The organism is Aeromicrobium sp. REDSEA-S38_B2 (assembly GCF_001628525.1).
GTDB classification, from domain to species: Bacteria; Actinomycetota; Actinomycetes; order Propionibacteriales; family Nocardioidaceae; genus Aeromicrobium; species Aeromicrobium erythreum.
On the sequence record NZ_LUNH01000062.1, the window covers coordinates 1 to 15178 of the forward strand.

The following is a 15178-nucleotide window of genomic DNA, read 5'->3' on the forward strand; positions in this document are numbered from 1 at the left end:
CGCCTGGGAAAGCGCCTTGCCCAGTCCCCGCGTAACCGTCCCCCATCCCGGCCGGCGGCGCGGGCACCCGGCTGTGGCCGCTGTCGCGTGCCGGCCGCCCGAAGTTCCTGCTCGACCTGACCGGCTCGGGCCGCACCTTGCTGCAGCAGACGTGGGACCGCGTGACGAAGCTCGTACCGCCCGAGCGGGTGCACGTCGTCACCGGGCCGCGGCACGCCGACGCCGTGCGCGCGCAGCTGCCCGGGCTGACCAGCGTCTTCGTCGAGCCGTCGCCGCGCGACTCGATGCCGGCCATCGGGCTCGCGACCGCCGTCGTGCTCGCCCGGCACCCCGAGGCCGTCGTCGCGTCGTTCGCCGCCGACCACGTCATCACCGGCGAGGACCGCTTCGCCGACGCCGTCGCGCAGGCCGTCCGGACCGCGCGCACGGGGGCCGTGACCACCATCGGCATCTCGCCCCGCTCCCCCTCCACGGCGTTCGGGTACGTCGAGTCGGGCGCGCCGCTCGCGGTCGACGGCGCGCCGAGCGCGCGGACCGTCGTGCGCTTCGTCGAGAAGCCCGACGAGGAGACCGCGCGCGCCTACCTGCGGGCCGGCACCTTCAGCTGGAACGCGGGCATGTTCGTCACCCGCGCCGACGTCCTCCTCGGCCACCTCGCCCGGCTCCAGCCGACCCTGCACGCGGGTCTGCAGCGCATCGCCGCAGCCTGGGACGGCCCGGATGCGCAGACCGTGCTCGAGGCCGTCTGGCCGTCGCTCACCCGCATCGCCATCGACCACGCCGTCGCGGAGCCGGTGTCGCTCACCGGTGGCATCGCGACCGTGCCCGGCCGCTTCGGCTGGGACGACATCGGCGACTTCGCCGCCCTCCACGAGCTGGGCGTCAGCGGCGACACCGGCGTCGTCTGGGTCGACGCCGACGGCCTCGTCCGCACCACCGGTGGCGTCACCGTCGCCGTCGTCGGCATCCCCGGTGCCGTCGTCGTGCAGACCGACGACGCCCTCCTCGTCACCACCGTCGAGCACGCGCAGCGCGTCAAGGAGGTCCCCGCCGCCCTCGCCGCGTCGGGCCGGACCGACCTGGTCTGACGGTCGGCGGGGCGTCGTCGTCCGGTCCTGTCGGTCCGCTGCCGCGGAGGCTCGACTTGCCGCTGCGCTGCCGCAGGGGCCTCGGCTTGCTGGTGCGCTGCCTCGGCTGGCGCTGGGCGTGGTCTTCGAAAGGGCCTGGACCGGACGGCTGGCGACCGCGCCGGCCCGGGTCCGCCGGCTGCGGCCTGCGCAGGACGCGGGATGCTCCCCCCTGGCGGTAGGTAGCACGCGTCATCAGCACCCAGTAGCGCGTGTCACCTACCGCTTACCCACATTCCGCATCCCACCTACCGCGCCAGAGGGTGCAGCGGTAGGTAGCACGCGTCATCAGGCACCAGTAGCGCGTGTCACCTACCGCTCACCCACCGCACCGAAGGACGAGACCCCAGCCGTCAGACGAGGTCGGTGAGCTCGGTGGGCGGCAGGTCGGGGGCGGGGGTGTAGGCCTGCGCGACCTCGCCGGTGCCGACGGCGTGCAGGACACCGTCGGACTCGTCGGCGAACACCGCCTCGCCGCGGGCGAGGTGCTCGCGCTCGCCGGCCTCGTTCACGACCTCGACCTCGCCGCCGAGGCAGACGACGATGCGACGGCCGTCGTCGGGGAGGCGGGCGCCGTCGGGCTCGGCCGACGAGCACTGCGTCACCGAGAGGGCGAACTCGTGCAGGCCCGGGCTGTAGACGTCGGTGGAGAAGCCGAACTGGTCGGCGTCGACGCGCGCCAGTCGCGACATGCCGCGGTCGAGGCAGCGGACGAGACCCTGCGGGTCGAGGTGCTTGCCCGTGAGTCCGCCGCGCAGCACGTTGTCGGAGGACACCATGACCTCGACGCACAGGCCGCTGAGGTGGGCGTGGATGATGCCGGCGCCGAGGTAGGCGGCCTCGCCGGGCTGCAGCGTCAAGCGGTTGAGCAGCAGCGACATGACGACGCCGACGTCGCCCGGGTGGTGCTCGTCGACGAGCACGGCCGTCGCGTACGCGCGCTTGATGTCGATGCCGCGGTCCACACCCGCGCGGCAGGCGGCCACGACCGCCGCCACCTCCTCGGGGGACGGACGGTCCGTGAGCAGGTCCTCGACGATGCGCACGATGCCGAGGAACCCGGGCTGACGACGCAGGTTCTCGACGAGCTGGTGCACGCGCGGCACGTCGATCGCGGCGAGCACGCGCAGGATCTCGGCCGTCGGACGGAAGCCGACGAGCGTGTCGAACGCGGTCAACGCGTACACCATCTCCGGCTTCGGGTGCGGGTCCTTGTACACGCGGTGCGGGGCGTCCAGCGGCACACCGGCGGCCTCCTCGGCCTCGAACCCCTCCTGCGCGAGGACGGCGTTCGGGTGCACCTGGATCGACAGCGGTCGGTCGGCGGCCAGGATCTTGAGCATGAACGGCAGCTCGCCGGCCACCTCTCGCAGCGAGACCGGACCGTCGGCGCCCTGCACCGTCGAGGGGTTCAGCGGGTGGGTGCCCATCCAGATCTCGGCCACCGGAGCACCGTCGGGCGTGCGGCCGAGGAAGCGCGGGATGGCGTCAGGAGAGCCCCAGTCGTAGTCGCGGTCGGGGTTGTCCAGTCGTCGCATCTCGTCCTCTCCTCGGCCGACGGCCGTCAGTGACCCTTGGGGTGGCGGGGCTTGCGGGGCGACTCGCCGTCCTTCGACCAGCTGCCGCGCTGACCGCCCTTGCCCTTGCCGCCCGGTGCGCCCGAGCCCTTGCGGTGCGCGGTCGGCCGGTCGTCGCGCGAGGAGCGTCCACCCCGGGCGCCACGGTCGGCCTGCAGGTCGATGCGACGTCCGGAGATCCGCGTGTCGGCGAGCGCCTCGAACACCGCCGGGGGCAGGTCCTGCGGGAGCTCGACGACGGCGTGGTCGATGCCGAGGGTGATCTTGCCGAAGTCGGCGCGACGCAGACCGCCCTCGTTGGCGAGCGCGCCGACGATCATCGACGGCGTCACCTTGTGCCGCTTGCCGACGGCGATCCGGTACGGCGCCCAGCCGTCCTTCGACGGGCGCGCAGGGCGGTCACCGGCGTCGCGCGCCGGCCGGTCCTGCCGCTCCGGGCGCTCACGCCGCTCCTTCTTCGGCGGGTCCGGACGCAGGAAGAACTCCTTGTCGTCCGTGCTCATCACCGCGAGCGCCGCGGCCACGTCGAGCATCTCGACGTCGTGCTCGCGCACGTAGTCCTCCACGAGGCCCCGGAAGGCGTGGAACTGGGCGGAGCCCATGCTGTCGGTGATCGCCTGCGCGAACTTGGCGGTACGGCGCGCGTTGACCTCGTCGACGCTGGGCACGCCGGTCTCCTCGACCGGGCGTCCCGACACCTTCTCGATCGCCGACAGGAGCCGACGCTCGCGCGGGGTGACGAACAGGATCGCCTCGCCGCTGCGCCCGGCACGGCCCGTGCGGCCGACCCGGTGCACGTACGCCTCGGGGTCGTGGGGGATGTCGTAGTTGACGACGTGGGTGATGCGGTCGACGTCGAGACCGCGCGCGGCCACGTCGGTGGCGACGAGGATGTCGAGCGAGCCGTTCTTCAGCGCCGTCACGGTCCGCTCGCGCTGCGCCTGGACGAGGTCGCCGTTGATGGCGGCCGCGGAGAACCCGCGCGAGCGCAGTCGCTCCGCGAGCTCCTCGGTGGCCGACTTCGTGCGGACGAAGATGATCATGGCGTCGCCGCTCTCCACCTCGAGCAGACGCGTGAGCGCGTCGAGCTTCGCGTGGTGCGAGACGGGGATCCAGCGCTGACGCACCGTGCTCGTCGACGAGCGGGCCTGCGGCGTCGCGATGTCGGCGGGGTCGTGCAGGTAGCGCTTCGCGAGGCGGCGGATGGCCGGCGGCATGGTGGCCGAGAACAGCGCGACCTGCTTGTACTCGGGGGTGCCGGCGAGGATCCGCTCGACGTCCTCCGCGAACCCCATCGCGAGCATCTCGTCGGCCTCGTCGAGCACGAGGTGGTCGAGCCCGGAGAGGTCGAGGCTGCCGCGGTCGAGGTGGTCCATGACGCGACCCGGCGTGCCGACGACGACGTGGGCACCCCGCTCGAGCCCGGCCAGCTGGGCGCCGTAGCCCTGCCCGCCGTAGACGGGGAGCACGCGGATGCGACGCGACCGCGGGGTGTACGACGTCATCGCCTCGCAGACCTGCAGGGCCAGCTCGCGGGTGGGCGCGAGCACGAGCGCCTGCGTGGAGGCGCGGTCGGGGTCGATCTTCTCGAGGATCGGCAGCGCGAACGCAGCCGTCTTGCCGGTGCCCGTCTGCGCGAGACCGACGACGTCGCGGCCGGCGAGGAGGGCCGGCACCGCCGCCTCCTGGATGGGCGTCGGCGCCTCGTAGCCGAGCCGGCCGAGCACCTCCACCAGCTCGTCGCCCAGGCCCAGCGCGGCGAACCGGGCGCCGGGGGCGGCCGCCTCCGGGACGGTCGACGCCCCCTGCTCGGGGGTCTGGTCGGACAGGTCGGACGCGGGACGGTCGTCGGTCATGAAGCTCCTGGTGCTGACTGCGAGACGGGGGAACCCCGTCGTGACGCAGGGTGCAACCGCTAGTCTTCCGTACCGACGGCCCCGAGACCAACCTCGGCGAGCCCGGCCTCCCTCCCCCGTGTGGCCCGAGACCGAAGGAGACGGTGCCCGATGCCGAGCCCGACCCCCCGTCGAACGCTCGGATCACGCTGGCTCCTCGTGGTGCTGCTCGGTCTGCTGGGCGCCCTGGCGGGGCAGCTCGTCGTGTCGGGCCTCACACCGCGCTACGAGGCCTCGGCCGAGGTCCTCGTCTCCTCCCCGCCGGCGAGCGTCGACGGCTCGGCCCGCGCCGTCACGGCTCGCACGGTCGAGTCCTACGGCCGCCTGCTCTCCCAGCCCTACCTCCTCGACCGCGCCGCACGGGCGCTCGACGAGTCGTCGCTGCCCGCCGACTCCGTGCGTTCCGGCGTGGTCGGCGACAGCGACGTCCTGCGCGTGACGGTCCGCGACGACAGCCTCGACGTGGCGCGCGAGCGGGCAGGCGCGATCGCCGAGGCGTTCACCGCCTGGCTCGAGGACAGCCAGCAGGCGCTGCGCCCGAACCAGCAGGTCACGGGTCTGGTCATCGACCCCGGCACCGGCTCGACCGGTCCCGTCTCGCCCCGACGCTGGCCCTACCTCCTCGGCGGTCTGCTCGTCGGGCTGCTGCTCGGCCTCGGCGTCGCGCGCTGGCGCCAGCTCGCCGACCGCGGGGTCGCGTCGGCGGACGAGCTCGAGGCGACCACCGAGGCGCCCCTGCTCGGCGCCATCGCCTACGACCGCAGCGTCCAGGACGCGCCGCTCCTCACCTCGCTGTCGCCGCAGCACCCGCGCGCGGAGTCCATCCGCATCCTGCGCACGAACCTGCAGTTCGTCGACGTCGACCACGACCGCACCGTCATCACCGTCACGAGCGCGGTGGAGGCCGAGGGCAAGACGTCGACGGCCTGCAACCTGGCCATCGCGCTCGCGCAGTCGGGCCTGCGGGTCGCGCTCGTGGAGGGCGACCTGCGCCGTCCTCAGCTCGCCGAGCAGTTCGGGCTCGAGAGCACGGTCGGCCTGACCACGGTCCTTGTCGGCCGGGTCGAGCTCGACGAGGCGATGCAGGAGACCGAGATCCCCGGCCTCGACGTGCTCACGAGCGGCGCCCGGCCGCCGAACCCGGCGGAGATCGTGCAGACCGGCGCCATGGAGCAGCTGGTCGCCGACCTGCGCCGCGCCTACGACATCGTGCTCATCGACGCTCCCCCTCTGCTGCCCGTCACGGACGCGACGATCCTGGCCCTGTTGTCCGACGGCGCCCTGCTCGTCGTGCGCCACGGCCGCACCGGCCACGATCAGGTGCGTGCCGCCGTCGAGCGGCTGCAGACGGTGGGCGCGACGCTCTTCGGCACGGTGCTCTCGATGTCGCCACGCCGCGCCGCGGGGCGCTTCGGCTACGGGTACGAGTACGCGACGCAGTCGTCGCGACGTCGCCCGCGCCGCGGTCGCTGACCGCTCGCCGTCCCGGAGGCGCTCAGGCGAGGGTGCCGAAGGTCCGCGCGAGCCGCTCGGTCGCGTCGTCGATCAGGTCGGCGGTGCTGCGGTACACCTCCGGCGCGCGGCGGAACGGGTCGGGCACGTCGAGCAGGCTGGGCGCGGTGCTGCGTCGCCGGGCGGCGTCGGCCACGAGCTCGGGCAGGCTGTCGGCCGTCCGGTCCTCGACGAGCGCGGCGAGCTCGAGCAGGGTGAACGTCTTCCGCAGCGCACCGGGGTCGAGCTCGAGCACGGAGGCGCGGTGCTCCTTCGTGGCGGTGAGCACGACGTCGGCCGCCTTCACGTGCGCGGGGTGCAGCGGTCGCGACCGGAAGTCCGACCCGTCGACGCCCAGGCGGGCCAGCTCGAGACGCACCATGCTGTCGACGGGAGCGTCGCGCCAGCCCATCACGCCGGCGCTCGCGATCTCGAACCGCGCGGGGTCCAGCCGCTCGCGCAGCAGCAGCTCCATCAGCGGCGAGCGGCAGACGTTGGCCGTGCAGACGGTGAGGATGCTCCAGCGGGCCGGCTCGGGCCGCGCACCCACCTCAGCCACCGGACCGGGGGCGCACGTGCAGACCCACCTCGGGGTCGACGACGAGCTCCTGCGCGGCGGCGACCCCGTCGACGACCAGCGTCGCGTCGGTGGGCACCGAGCGCTTCAGCAGCGCGAGCCCGATCGGGCCGAGCTCGTGGTGCAGGCCGCGCGAGCCGAGCACACCGACCGCCTGGCCGGGTGCGTCCGCGCGCTCGACCGGTGAGCCGGGAGCCGGCAGCCGGTCGGCGGAGCCGTCGAGGTGCAGCAGCGTGAGCCGGCGCGGGGGACGGCCGAGGTTGTGCACGCGCGCCACCGTCTCCTGCCCGCGGTAGCAGCCCTTGTCGAGGTGCACGGCGCGCTCGAGCAGACCCACCTCGTTCGGGATGGTCCGGTCGTCGGTGTCGAGGCCGAGACGCGGGGTGCCGGACGCGATGCGCAGCGCCTCCCACGCCCACGTCCCTGCGGGGCGGCCGTGACGCTCCGGCCACGACGCGACGTCGGCGCGCGGCTCGATCGCCCAGACCGCTCGACCGGGCGCCCCGTCGCTGCCGGGCTCGACCCGGCCGAGGACCGCGTGGGCGTCGCTCACGTCGGCGACCTCGACGCGCATCATGAAGCGCATCCGGTCGAGGAACGTCACGAGAGCGGCGCCGGCCCCGGGCTCCGTGTGGGCCCAGAAGGTGGTGCCGTCGTCGACGCCCTCGAAGGCGTGCTCGATGCGGCCCTGCGGCGTGAGCACGAGCACCTCCGTGCGCACGCCCGGCGGGAGCGACTCGAGGTGCTGGGTGGTCAGCGAGTGCAGCCACGTGAGCCGGTCGGGGCCGGTGACCGTCAGCACGTCGCGGTGCGACAGGTCGACGAAGCCCTCGCCACGCTCGAGCCGGCGCTGCTCGACGGTCAGCTCGCCGTAGTGGGCGGCGACGCCGGAGTCGGGCGCGTCGGCCTCGACGGCACCGTCGAGGTCGAGCAGCGGGCTGCGCCGGCCCGGCGCGACGGCGTCGGCGTCGCCGGCGGGAGGAACCAGGTGCTCAGACACGGGCGAGCTTCCCCCACAGGTGCGACTGCATGCTCTGGCCCTCGGCCGCCTTGTCGACGGCGTACATGAGCGCACCCTCGACGAGGCCGTACATGCGCTGCCCGGCGGTGTACTCGACGGCGGTCGCGGTCCGCGCGACGATGTCGGTGGCCAGCGTGATCCGCGGGCCCTCCGCCACGCCGTACCAGACCTCGGCGTAGCCGGTGGGGTGGGCGAGCACGAGCTCGACGTTGATGCCCTTGCCGCCCTCGACCAGTCCGGCGGGCCGCAGGAAACCGGTCTCGAGGTCGCCGGGACCGGTGCGGTTGCCCTCCTCGTCGGTCGTCCAGGAGCGGCTGAAGTAGTGCAGGAACGGCCGCGTGTCGTGCGCGAACACGACGTCCTGCTCGAACGCGTAGGGCTCGATCGTCGGGTACTCACCCCGCCCGTTGCCGTGCCACGTGCCGAGCAGCCATGCGAGCGGGGCCACGTCGGGGTGCAGGTCTGCCGGGATCTCGAAGGCCATGCTGCCCATCGTATCGACGGCGCGCTAGCCTGCCGCCGTGCGTGCAGTGGTGCAGCGGGTGACCCAGGCGTCCGTCGTCGTCGAGGGCGAGGTCGTCGGGTCCGTGGGCGGCGGAGAGGAGGACGGGGGCCACCTCCTCGTCCTGCTCGGGGTCACCCACGACGACACCGTGCAGAAGGCCGAGTCGCTGGCGCGCAAGGTGCACGGGCTGCGGGTGCTGCGCGAGGAGCGGTCGGTCGCCGACACCGGCGGCTCGGTGCTGGTGGTCAGCCAGTTCACGCTCTACGGCGACGCCCGCAAGGGTCGCCGTCCGAGCTGGACGGCAGCCGCCCCCGGCGCCGTCGCCGAGCCGCTGTACGAGGAGTTCTGCGCCGCGCTGCGCGCCCTGGGCACCGACGTGCCCACCGGGCGCTTCGGCGCCGACATGCAGGTCGCGTCGGTCAACGACGGACCCGTCACGATCCTGCTGGAGCTGTGAACGACGCTGTCGCGGTCGCTGCGGGTCCGGCGTTCTGACCGTCCTTTCAGGTGGGCCGCGTAGGATCACGCGTGGTCGACCGTGGTGCGGTGCGGCCGGCGCCCCGCCCCCCACCGAACGGACGTGTCCATGTCGCGACGCCTCAAGCGTGAGCGTCGTGCCGTCGCGGGCAAGCGCCGCATGGGCGGAACACCCTGGCACCGCCGCCACCGCAGGCTGCTGGTCGGCGTGGTCGGCGTGCTCGTGGTCGTGCTCGGCACCGCCAGCGGCTACGCCTACTACCTCAACTCCCAGCTCGACAACGTCGGCCGTGTCGACACCCAGCTCAAGGAGAAGGACCGACCCGACCCCGACCGTGGCAGGGCGCTGAACATCCTGCTGCTCGGCTCGGACAAGGGCAAGGAGCAGCCGGGAGCGCGCGACACCACCCTCGCGGAGGACGCTGCGGCATCGCGCTGGCCGGCGGGCAAGTACCGCAGCGACACGCTGATGATCGCCCACATCACGTCGGACCGGCGCAAGGTCTACCTCGTCTCGATCCCGCGCGACACGTTCACCGACATCCACGACCAGACCGGCGCGGTGCGCTCGAAGCAGAAGATCAACGACGCGTTCTCCGAGTACGGGCCCGACGGGGCGATCTCGACCGTCGAGAACCTCACGAACCTGCGCATGCGGCACCTGGCGATCATCGACTGGGACGGCTTCGAGTCGCTCTCGTCGGCGGTCGGCGGCGTGCCCGTGTTCATCCCGCGCGCCTTCTACGACCCGAAGCAGGAGGTGCAGTGGCAGGCGGGCCAGCAGACCCTCAAGGGCAAGAAGGCGCTCGCCTACGTGCGCACCCGCTACGGCCTCGTCCGCGGCGACTTCGACCGCATCGCCCGGCAGCAGAACTTCCTGCGCTCCCTGATGAAGAAGATGCTCGCGCGCGACACGCTCAGCAACCCGATCAAGCTCACCCGCACCCTCACCGCCGTCACGAAGAACCTCACGGTCGACGCCGACTGGGACCCGGGCGACATGCGTGCGCTCGCGCTGTCGCTGCGCGGAGTCCGCTCCGACGACGTCACCTTCCTGACCGCACCCGTCGCCGGGACCGAGCTGGACCCGACGTACGGCGACGTCGTCGTGCTCGACCAGGCCAAGTGCGCGGAGCTCTTCGACGCCCTGCGCAACGACCGCATGGACGCCTACCTGCGCAAGTACCCCGACGACCGGCTCGCCGATGAGCGCCAGATCGGCTGACCGTCGCCACGACGTGCGACGGGGCGGTCGACGTCAGCCGCAGGCCGAGCGCACGCGGACGTCGTTCGGCTCGGCACGGATGCCGGGCGTGCTCGTGAGCACGGGGTCGTCCGTCTGCCCGTCGCCCGTGCGCATCGTGACGGTGAGGTCGACCGACTCCCCCGCGCGCAGCGTCAGCGGCACGACGGTGACCCGACGGTCGCCGAGGCGACCACCGACCGGCTGACGGTCGACGTCGCCGAGGCGGACCTGCTGCAGGACGCCTCCGGCAGGCGCCACGACCCGCACCGAGAGCCGCTGGTCCGTGGCCGACAGGCCGGGCAGCCGGAAGCCGGTGATCGAGACGGGCAGCCCCGACCTCGGCACGACGGAGCTCAGGCGGGTGCGCAGGGTGAGCTCCTGGCTGCGGTCGTCGACGCAGCGCGACGACGTCAGCGTGTGCGACGTCTCGAGGTAGTACTGCAGCTTCGAGCCCTTGCTGTCGTCCACGAAGACCCCGACGCGCGCCCGGTCGGCGTCCTGCGACAGGACTCCTGAGACGCCGGTGGTGCGGATGCGGCGCTGCTCCGACCGGTCGGCCGACCAGACCATCACCCGGTTGTCGACGGCGGCGCGCACCAGTGCCTCGAGGACGGGCTGCGTGGCTCCGCGTCCACCGACGAAGGCGTCGAAGATGCTGCGTGCGGCGTCCTCGAACACGGCGTCCTGCGCGAGCGGGTCGGTCGTGTAGCGGCGGTACACGCCGTTGAGGAGCTCGTCCACCGCGTTCTCGCTGGTGAGTCGCGTGCCGTCGCCGAGGGTGACCGGCCCGAGCCCCTGCAGCAGGTAGCCGAGCGTCACGGGATCGACCGAGACGACGCCGTCGAACCGGGTGTCGGTCGCCTCGCCGACGAGCGAGCCCGCGAACCGGGCCGCCTCCGGGAAGTCCGGGACCGAGGTGGTGTTGCGCAGGTCCTCGGCCGCCGACACCGGGACCGCGCCGTACTGCGACGCCGGGACGGCCAGGCGCGGGTCGTCGACGGGCGGGACGTCGATCGCCGAGCCCTGCTCGGTCATGCGCACCCGGCCCCGGTCGGCCTCGATGACCGCCCAGGAGCCGGGGATGCCGCCGAGCGAGCGGACCTCGGCGTTGTTCTGGATGAGCAGCAGGTACCGGCGACGCTCCTGCGCGCCGAGCATGTCGGGCAGCAGCGTCGCGGCGGTGTCGGCGACCCGGGCCGCCGACGCGGCACCCGTGAGCACGTCCTGCAGCCGGCGGACCGGCACCTGCAGCCGGCCGACGACGTCCTCCGGACGGATGTCGCCGACGTTGCGCGCGGCCTCGTCGAGCGCCCGCCGAGGCGCGCCAAGCCGGGGTGCGACGCTCTCGAGGTTCGCGATGTCGACGCGACCGTCGCGCGGTGAGAACGCGTCGAGACCGACCTGGGCGGTCACGTCGACGACCGTCGGGACCGCCCGGGTCGCGACCCGGTCGACCTCGCGGCTGACCACCCGCACCGCGTCGACGTCGTCGCCGACGACCGGCAGCCAGGACGCCACCGCCCACAGCGGACCGTCCGTCGAGTCGTGGGAGCGTCGCGCGGCGTCCTCGAGCACCTCGGCGGTGCGCCGAGCGCCGTCGGCGTCACCCTGGGCGACCTGCGCGAGCAGCACCTGCGACGCGTCGCTGGCCCGTTGCAGGAGGATGGCCGCGCGGACGCCCTGCCAGGCGAGGACGACCCCGCAGACCAGGACGACACCCCCCACCACGGAGAGCACCAGCCGGGCCCAGCCCGCCCGGTCCCAGCGTTCGGGCAGGAACCGCCGAGGCGGCCTCACAGTCGGGTCAGCCGTCGCGACGGCGACGGGCGACCACGGCGCCCACACCGGCGAGGACGAGCAGCGCGCCGAGGACGAGCAGCCAGAAGTCGGTGCCACCGGTGCCGGGCAGGATGCCGTTGCGGTCCTCCGTGCCGGCGTCGGCGTCGGCCACGCCGTCGGTGCCGCCACCGCCGGCGTTCACGTCGGCGTCGCCCTGCGAGCCCAGGCCGTCGGCGTTCACGTCGGCGTCGCCCTGGGAGCCACCGTCGGCGTCGGCGTCGCTCTGCGAGCCACCGTCGGCGCTGACGTCGGCGTCACCCTGGGAGCCGCCGTCGGCGTCGGCGTCGCCCTGGGAGCCACCGTCGGCGTCGGAGTCGCCCTGCGAGCCGCCGTCGCCGTTGGAGCCGCCCGAGGGGGCCACGACGACCTCGGCACCCGACCCGGCCTTGTCGCCGCAGATGGCGCGCACGGTGGTCGAGGTGCTCCGCGTGACCTGCGGCGCGGTGAACGTCGCGACCAGCTTCTTCGTGTTGCTGGCCGAGCGCGTCTGGCCCTCGTAGGTGGCCGTGATCGTCGTCGGGACGTCGGCCGTCACGGTCGCTGTGAACGTCTCACCGGGCGCGACGCGGGTCTTCGAGACCTGGATGTCGCACACCAGCACGGGGTACGGCAGGGTCGCTCCCTGGGCGGGGGCGAGCGTCGCGGACGGCAGTGCCACCAGTCCGACGGCGGCGACGACCGAGGCGACGAGTGCCGCAAGGTGCTTCTTCATGAGACTCCCTCACAAGATCTGACATGAGCGCGACGTCCGGGCGCGAGCGTGCTCGCCTCTAGAACGAGCGACATGGCAGGGAGTCACGTCCTTCTCACGCGAGAATGCACGAAAAAACCAGGAGACCCCGGACCGTGACGGTCCGGGGCCCCACACGGTGGTGCTCAGGCGGTGGCGGGCACCCGGTCGATGTCGACGACCACGTCGGCGACGACGCCGATCGCGGCGGCCACGGCGAGGTCGACCGCCTCGGCGCGCGGCGCGAGCGTGCGCAGCGTCCACTCGCCGGGGCCGGCGAAGAACCGGAACTGGCCGGTCGCCGAGGTCGGGACCTCGGCCGTGAACTCACCGGTCCGGTCGAGCAGCCGCACGTACGCGTTGCCCACGGGCTCGTCGCCGCGCACGACGACACCCTGGATGACGGCCTGGTTGGCGACGTCGACGCCCTCGAGGCTGGGTCCGCCCTTGACGGCTCCGCACATGTCAGGCCTCCCCGCGGTCGTCGCCGACGGCGACGGGAACGCCGCGCAGCGAGCCGTACTCGCTCCAGGAGCCGTCGTAGTTCTTGACGTTCGGGTAGCCGAGGATCTCGTTCAGCACGAACCACGTGTGCGAGCTGCGCTCGCCGATGCGGCAGTAGGCGATGGTGTCCTTGCCCTCGTCGAGGCCGGCGTCGGCGTAGAGGGCCTTGAGCTCCTCGTCCTTCTTGAACGTGCCGTCGTCGTTGGCGGCCTTGCTCCACGGCACGTTGCCCGCGGTGGGGATGTGGCCGGCGATCTGGGCAGCCTCCTGCGGCAGGTGCGCGGGGGCGAGCAGGCGACCGGCGTACTCGTCGGGGCTGCGCACGTCGATGAGGTTCTTCGAGCCGATGGCCTCGACGACCTCGTCGCGGTAGGCGCGGACGGCCTCGTTCGGCTCCTGCGCCGTATACGTGGTGGCCGGACGGTCCGGGACGTCGGAGGACAGCTCACGGCTGTCGAGCTCCCACTTCTTGCGGCCGCCGTCGAGCAGGCGCAGGTTCTCGTGGCCGTAGTAGGTCAGGTACCAGTAGGCGTAGGCCGCGAACCAGTTGTTGTTGCCGCCGTAGAAGACGACCGTGTCGTCGTTGGCGACACCCTTCTCCGAGAGCAGCTTCTCGAGCTTCTCCTTGGAGATGAAGTCGTGGCGGACGCCGTCCTGCAGGTCCTTCTTCCAGTCGAGCTTGATCGCGCCGGGGATGTGGCCCTTGTCGTAGGCCTCGACGTCCTCGTCGACCTCGATGAGGACGACCTTCGGGTCGTCGAGGTGCTCCTCGACCCAGTCGGCGGTGACGAGCGCGGTGTCGCGGCTCATGTGGATACCTCCATGTGTGGTCCCACGCGGTGGTGGGGTCGGGTGGGCGTGCAGGTGGTGGTCAGGCGGGCGCGCGCGACGCGGTGGCGCGTCGCGCGAGCAGGTACAGCTCGCAGCCGAGGCAGAAGCCGACGGCGGCGTTGAGCAGGGCGGCCACGAGCGCGAACGCCGTGGCGACGTAGCCGAGTGCCGGGATGCCGACGCCGAAGCCCACGAGGGCGACGACGACGAAGCCGAGTCCGACGGTCTGCGCGAACCGCGGCGGTCGCGCGTCCTCCGGCTCGGCCAGCGGACCGATCCTCGGTCGCACCAGACGGGCGAAGAGGATCGCGTACGGCGACTTGTCGAGGTGACCGCTGGCGCCGATCGCGAACACGACGCCTTGGACGGCCAGCAGCACCAGCGCGACCGAGGTCGGCACGACCAGCGCGACGGCCAGGACGACGGACGTCAGGGCAGCCGCGAAGCGCATGCCGCGCGGGTCGACGTGGGTGGGACGGGCCATGGGACGGTCTCCTGGACGGGCCGGCGCGACGCAGGGTCGACGCTCGGCGGGCTGACGGGCGGGCTCGGGACCGCGGGCGGGTAGCCGGTGCGGTCGATCAGGAGCGACGACACAGCGCGGAACGCGTGCGGCAGTTGTCCACCGCGAGACGCCGCGTCAGGTACGTCGAGCCGGTCATGCGACCACTGTAGGTCGGTCCGCGCGTGAAGCCCGAAGATCGTCTCAGATGGTGGACGATTGTCTCATCTTTCAAGATATGGCGCCGTTCGGGCCGCGTGGGGTGCGTCGGCGTGGCTTCTCGCTCGCCTGCGGCTGCGTCGGCGTGGCTTCTCGCTCGGGTGGGGGTTGCGTCCGCGCGGCTTCGCGCTCGGGTGGCGGTGCGTTGGCGTGGCTTCTCGCTCGGGCGGGGCTGCGTCCGCGCGGCTTCGACTCGTCCTGCGCTCCGAAAGGGCCTCGACCGGGCCGCTGGGAGCGGCGGCGGCTCGGGTTCTCGGGCTGTGGCTCGCGTTGGACGCAAGATTCTGCGTTTGCGCTGGCCATCGGTGGATCTGCCACCTTGTCAGCGCTGTACAGGTGGAGAATCCACCGCCGACGGGGTCAGAGGTGGCAGAACTTCTCCCTTCTCGTGGACCGGTCCACGCGAAGGAAGAAGCGCTGCCCACCCCACCCCCAAGGGCACCCACGATTCTTCCTTCGTGCGCTGAAGGTCGAACGCTTCTGCGTTGACGACGGGATCCCGTAGCCAACGCAGAAGCCTTGGAGTCCCACGCACGAACGCAGATCCCTGCGTCCCACCCGAGCCACAGCCCGAGACCCCAGACCAGCGCGCCCGCCAGCCGCCCGGTCGAGGCCCTTTCGAAGACCACACCCACAC

General features: G+C 72.9%; 14 protein-coding genes. 4 read left to right on the forward strand and 10 right to left on the reverse strand.

The window, feature by feature from the left end; translation table 11 throughout:
* The first annotated feature begins 44 nt into the window (after window positions 1-44).
* Window positions 45-1088 (forward strand): mannose-1-phosphate guanylyltransferase, encoded by a 1044-nt coding sequence (locus tag A6Q81_RS12730; protein ID WP_286690689.1) that lies wholly within the window; start codon window positions 45-47, stop codon window positions 1086-1088.
* 392 nt (window positions 1089-1480) lie between these two features.
* Here A6Q81_RS12730 and manA read toward each other — a convergent pair whose 3' ends face one another.
* Window positions 1481-2665: a mannose-6-phosphate isomerase, class I gene (gene manA, locus A6Q81_RS12735; protein ID WP_067860094.1), complete on the reverse strand. Its 1185-nt coding sequence runs from the start codon at window positions 2663-2665 to the stop codon at window positions 1481-1483.
* 26 nt (window positions 2666-2691) lie between these two features.
* A complete protein-coding gene (locus tag A6Q81_RS12740) occupies window positions 2692-4560 on the reverse strand; it encodes a DEAD/DEAH box helicase (RefSeq protein WP_286690683.1) in 1869 nt (622 codons plus the stop codon).
* A gap of 198 nt (window positions 4561-4758) precedes the next feature.
* Here A6Q81_RS12740 and A6Q81_RS12745 point away from each other — a divergent pair, with 198 nt between their 5' ends.
* The gene (locus A6Q81_RS12745; RefSeq protein WP_158509215.1) at window positions 4759-6072 is read left to right on the forward strand and encodes a tyrosine-protein kinase domain-containing protein; all 1314 of its coding nucleotides are present in this window, start codon (window positions 4759-4761) and stop codon (window positions 6070-6072) included.
* 22 nt (window positions 6073-6094) lie between these two features.
* Here A6Q81_RS12745 and A6Q81_RS12750 read toward each other — a convergent pair whose 3' ends face one another.
* From A6Q81_RS12750 to A6Q81_RS12760, 3 genes are read right to left on the reverse strand one after another with little or no spacing between them, the layout of a single operon-like run.
* Window positions 6095-6640 carry an arsenate reductase/protein-tyrosine-phosphatase family protein gene (locus A6Q81_RS12750; protein ID WP_286690684.1) on the reverse strand — a complete coding sequence of 182 codons (546 nt, stop codon included), beginning with the start codon at window positions 6638-6640 and terminating at the stop codon, window positions 6095-6097.
* Between the two features lies 1 nt (window position 6641).
* Window positions 6642-7667: a CAF17-like 4Fe-4S cluster assembly/insertion protein YgfZ gene (gene ygfZ / locus A6Q81_RS12755; RefSeq protein ID WP_286690685.1), complete on the reverse strand. Its 1026-nt coding sequence runs from the start codon at window positions 7665-7667 to the stop codon at window positions 6642-6644.
* Complete coding sequence (locus tag A6Q81_RS12760) at window positions 7660-8172, reverse strand: heme-binding beta-barrel domain-containing protein (RefSeq protein WP_067861830.1); 513 nt, start codon at window positions 8170-8172, stop codon at window positions 7660-7662. Before A6Q81_RS12760 ends, ygfZ begins: the two co-directional genes overlap by 8 nt.
* Before the next feature lie 37 nt (window positions 8173-8209).
* Here A6Q81_RS12760 and dtd point away from each other — a divergent pair, with 37 nt between their 5' ends.
* Together dtd and A6Q81_RS12770 are read left to right on the forward strand one after the other, a co-directional pair.
* Entirely contained in the window at window positions 8210-8650 is a 441-nt protein-coding gene (gene dtd / locus A6Q81_RS12765; RefSeq protein WP_083516468.1) for a D-aminoacyl-tRNA deacylase, read from the forward strand.
* Window positions 8651-8779: 129 nt separating this feature from the next.
* Window positions 8780-9895 (forward strand): LCP family protein, encoded by a 1116-nt coding sequence (locus A6Q81_RS12770; RefSeq protein WP_286690686.1) that lies wholly within the window; start codon window positions 8780-8782, stop codon window positions 9893-9895.
* A 33-nt stretch (window positions 9896-9928) separates the two neighbouring features.
* On the opposite strand, the gene A6Q81_RS12775 is transcribed toward A6Q81_RS12770, so the two are convergent.
* The 5 genes from A6Q81_RS12775 to A6Q81_RS12795 all read right to left on the reverse strand — a co-directional run bounded on the left by A6Q81_RS12775 (window position 9929) and on the right by A6Q81_RS12795 (window position 14304).
* Entirely contained in the window at window positions 9929-11713 is a 1785-nt protein-coding gene (locus A6Q81_RS12775) for a DUF4012 domain-containing protein (RefSeq protein ID WP_144433803.1), read from the reverse strand.
* 7 nt (window positions 11714-11720) lie between these two features.
* A complete protein-coding gene (locus tag A6Q81_RS12780; RefSeq protein ID WP_286690687.1) occupies window positions 11721-12467 on the reverse strand; it encodes an LPXTG cell wall anchor domain-containing protein in 747 nt (248 codons plus the stop codon).
* Between the two features lie 164 nt (window positions 12468-12631).
* Window positions 12632-12949 (reverse strand): DUF1416 domain-containing protein, encoded by a 318-nt coding sequence (locus tag A6Q81_RS12785; RefSeq protein WP_067860108.1) that lies wholly within the window; start codon window positions 12947-12949, stop codon window positions 12632-12634.
* A 1-nt stretch (window position 12950) separates the two neighbouring features.
* On the reverse strand, window positions 12951-13799 hold the full coding sequence (locus A6Q81_RS12790) for a sulfurtransferase (RefSeq protein WP_067860110.1): 849 nt from the start codon (window positions 13797-13799) through the stop codon (window positions 12951-12953).
* Window positions 13800-13860: 61 nt separating this feature from the next.
* Window positions 13861-14304, reverse strand: coding sequence for a DUF4395 domain-containing protein (locus tag A6Q81_RS12795; protein ID WP_286690688.1), 444 nt, complete (start codon window positions 14302-14304; stop codon window positions 13861-13863).
* Window positions 14305-15178: the final 874 nt, after the last annotated feature.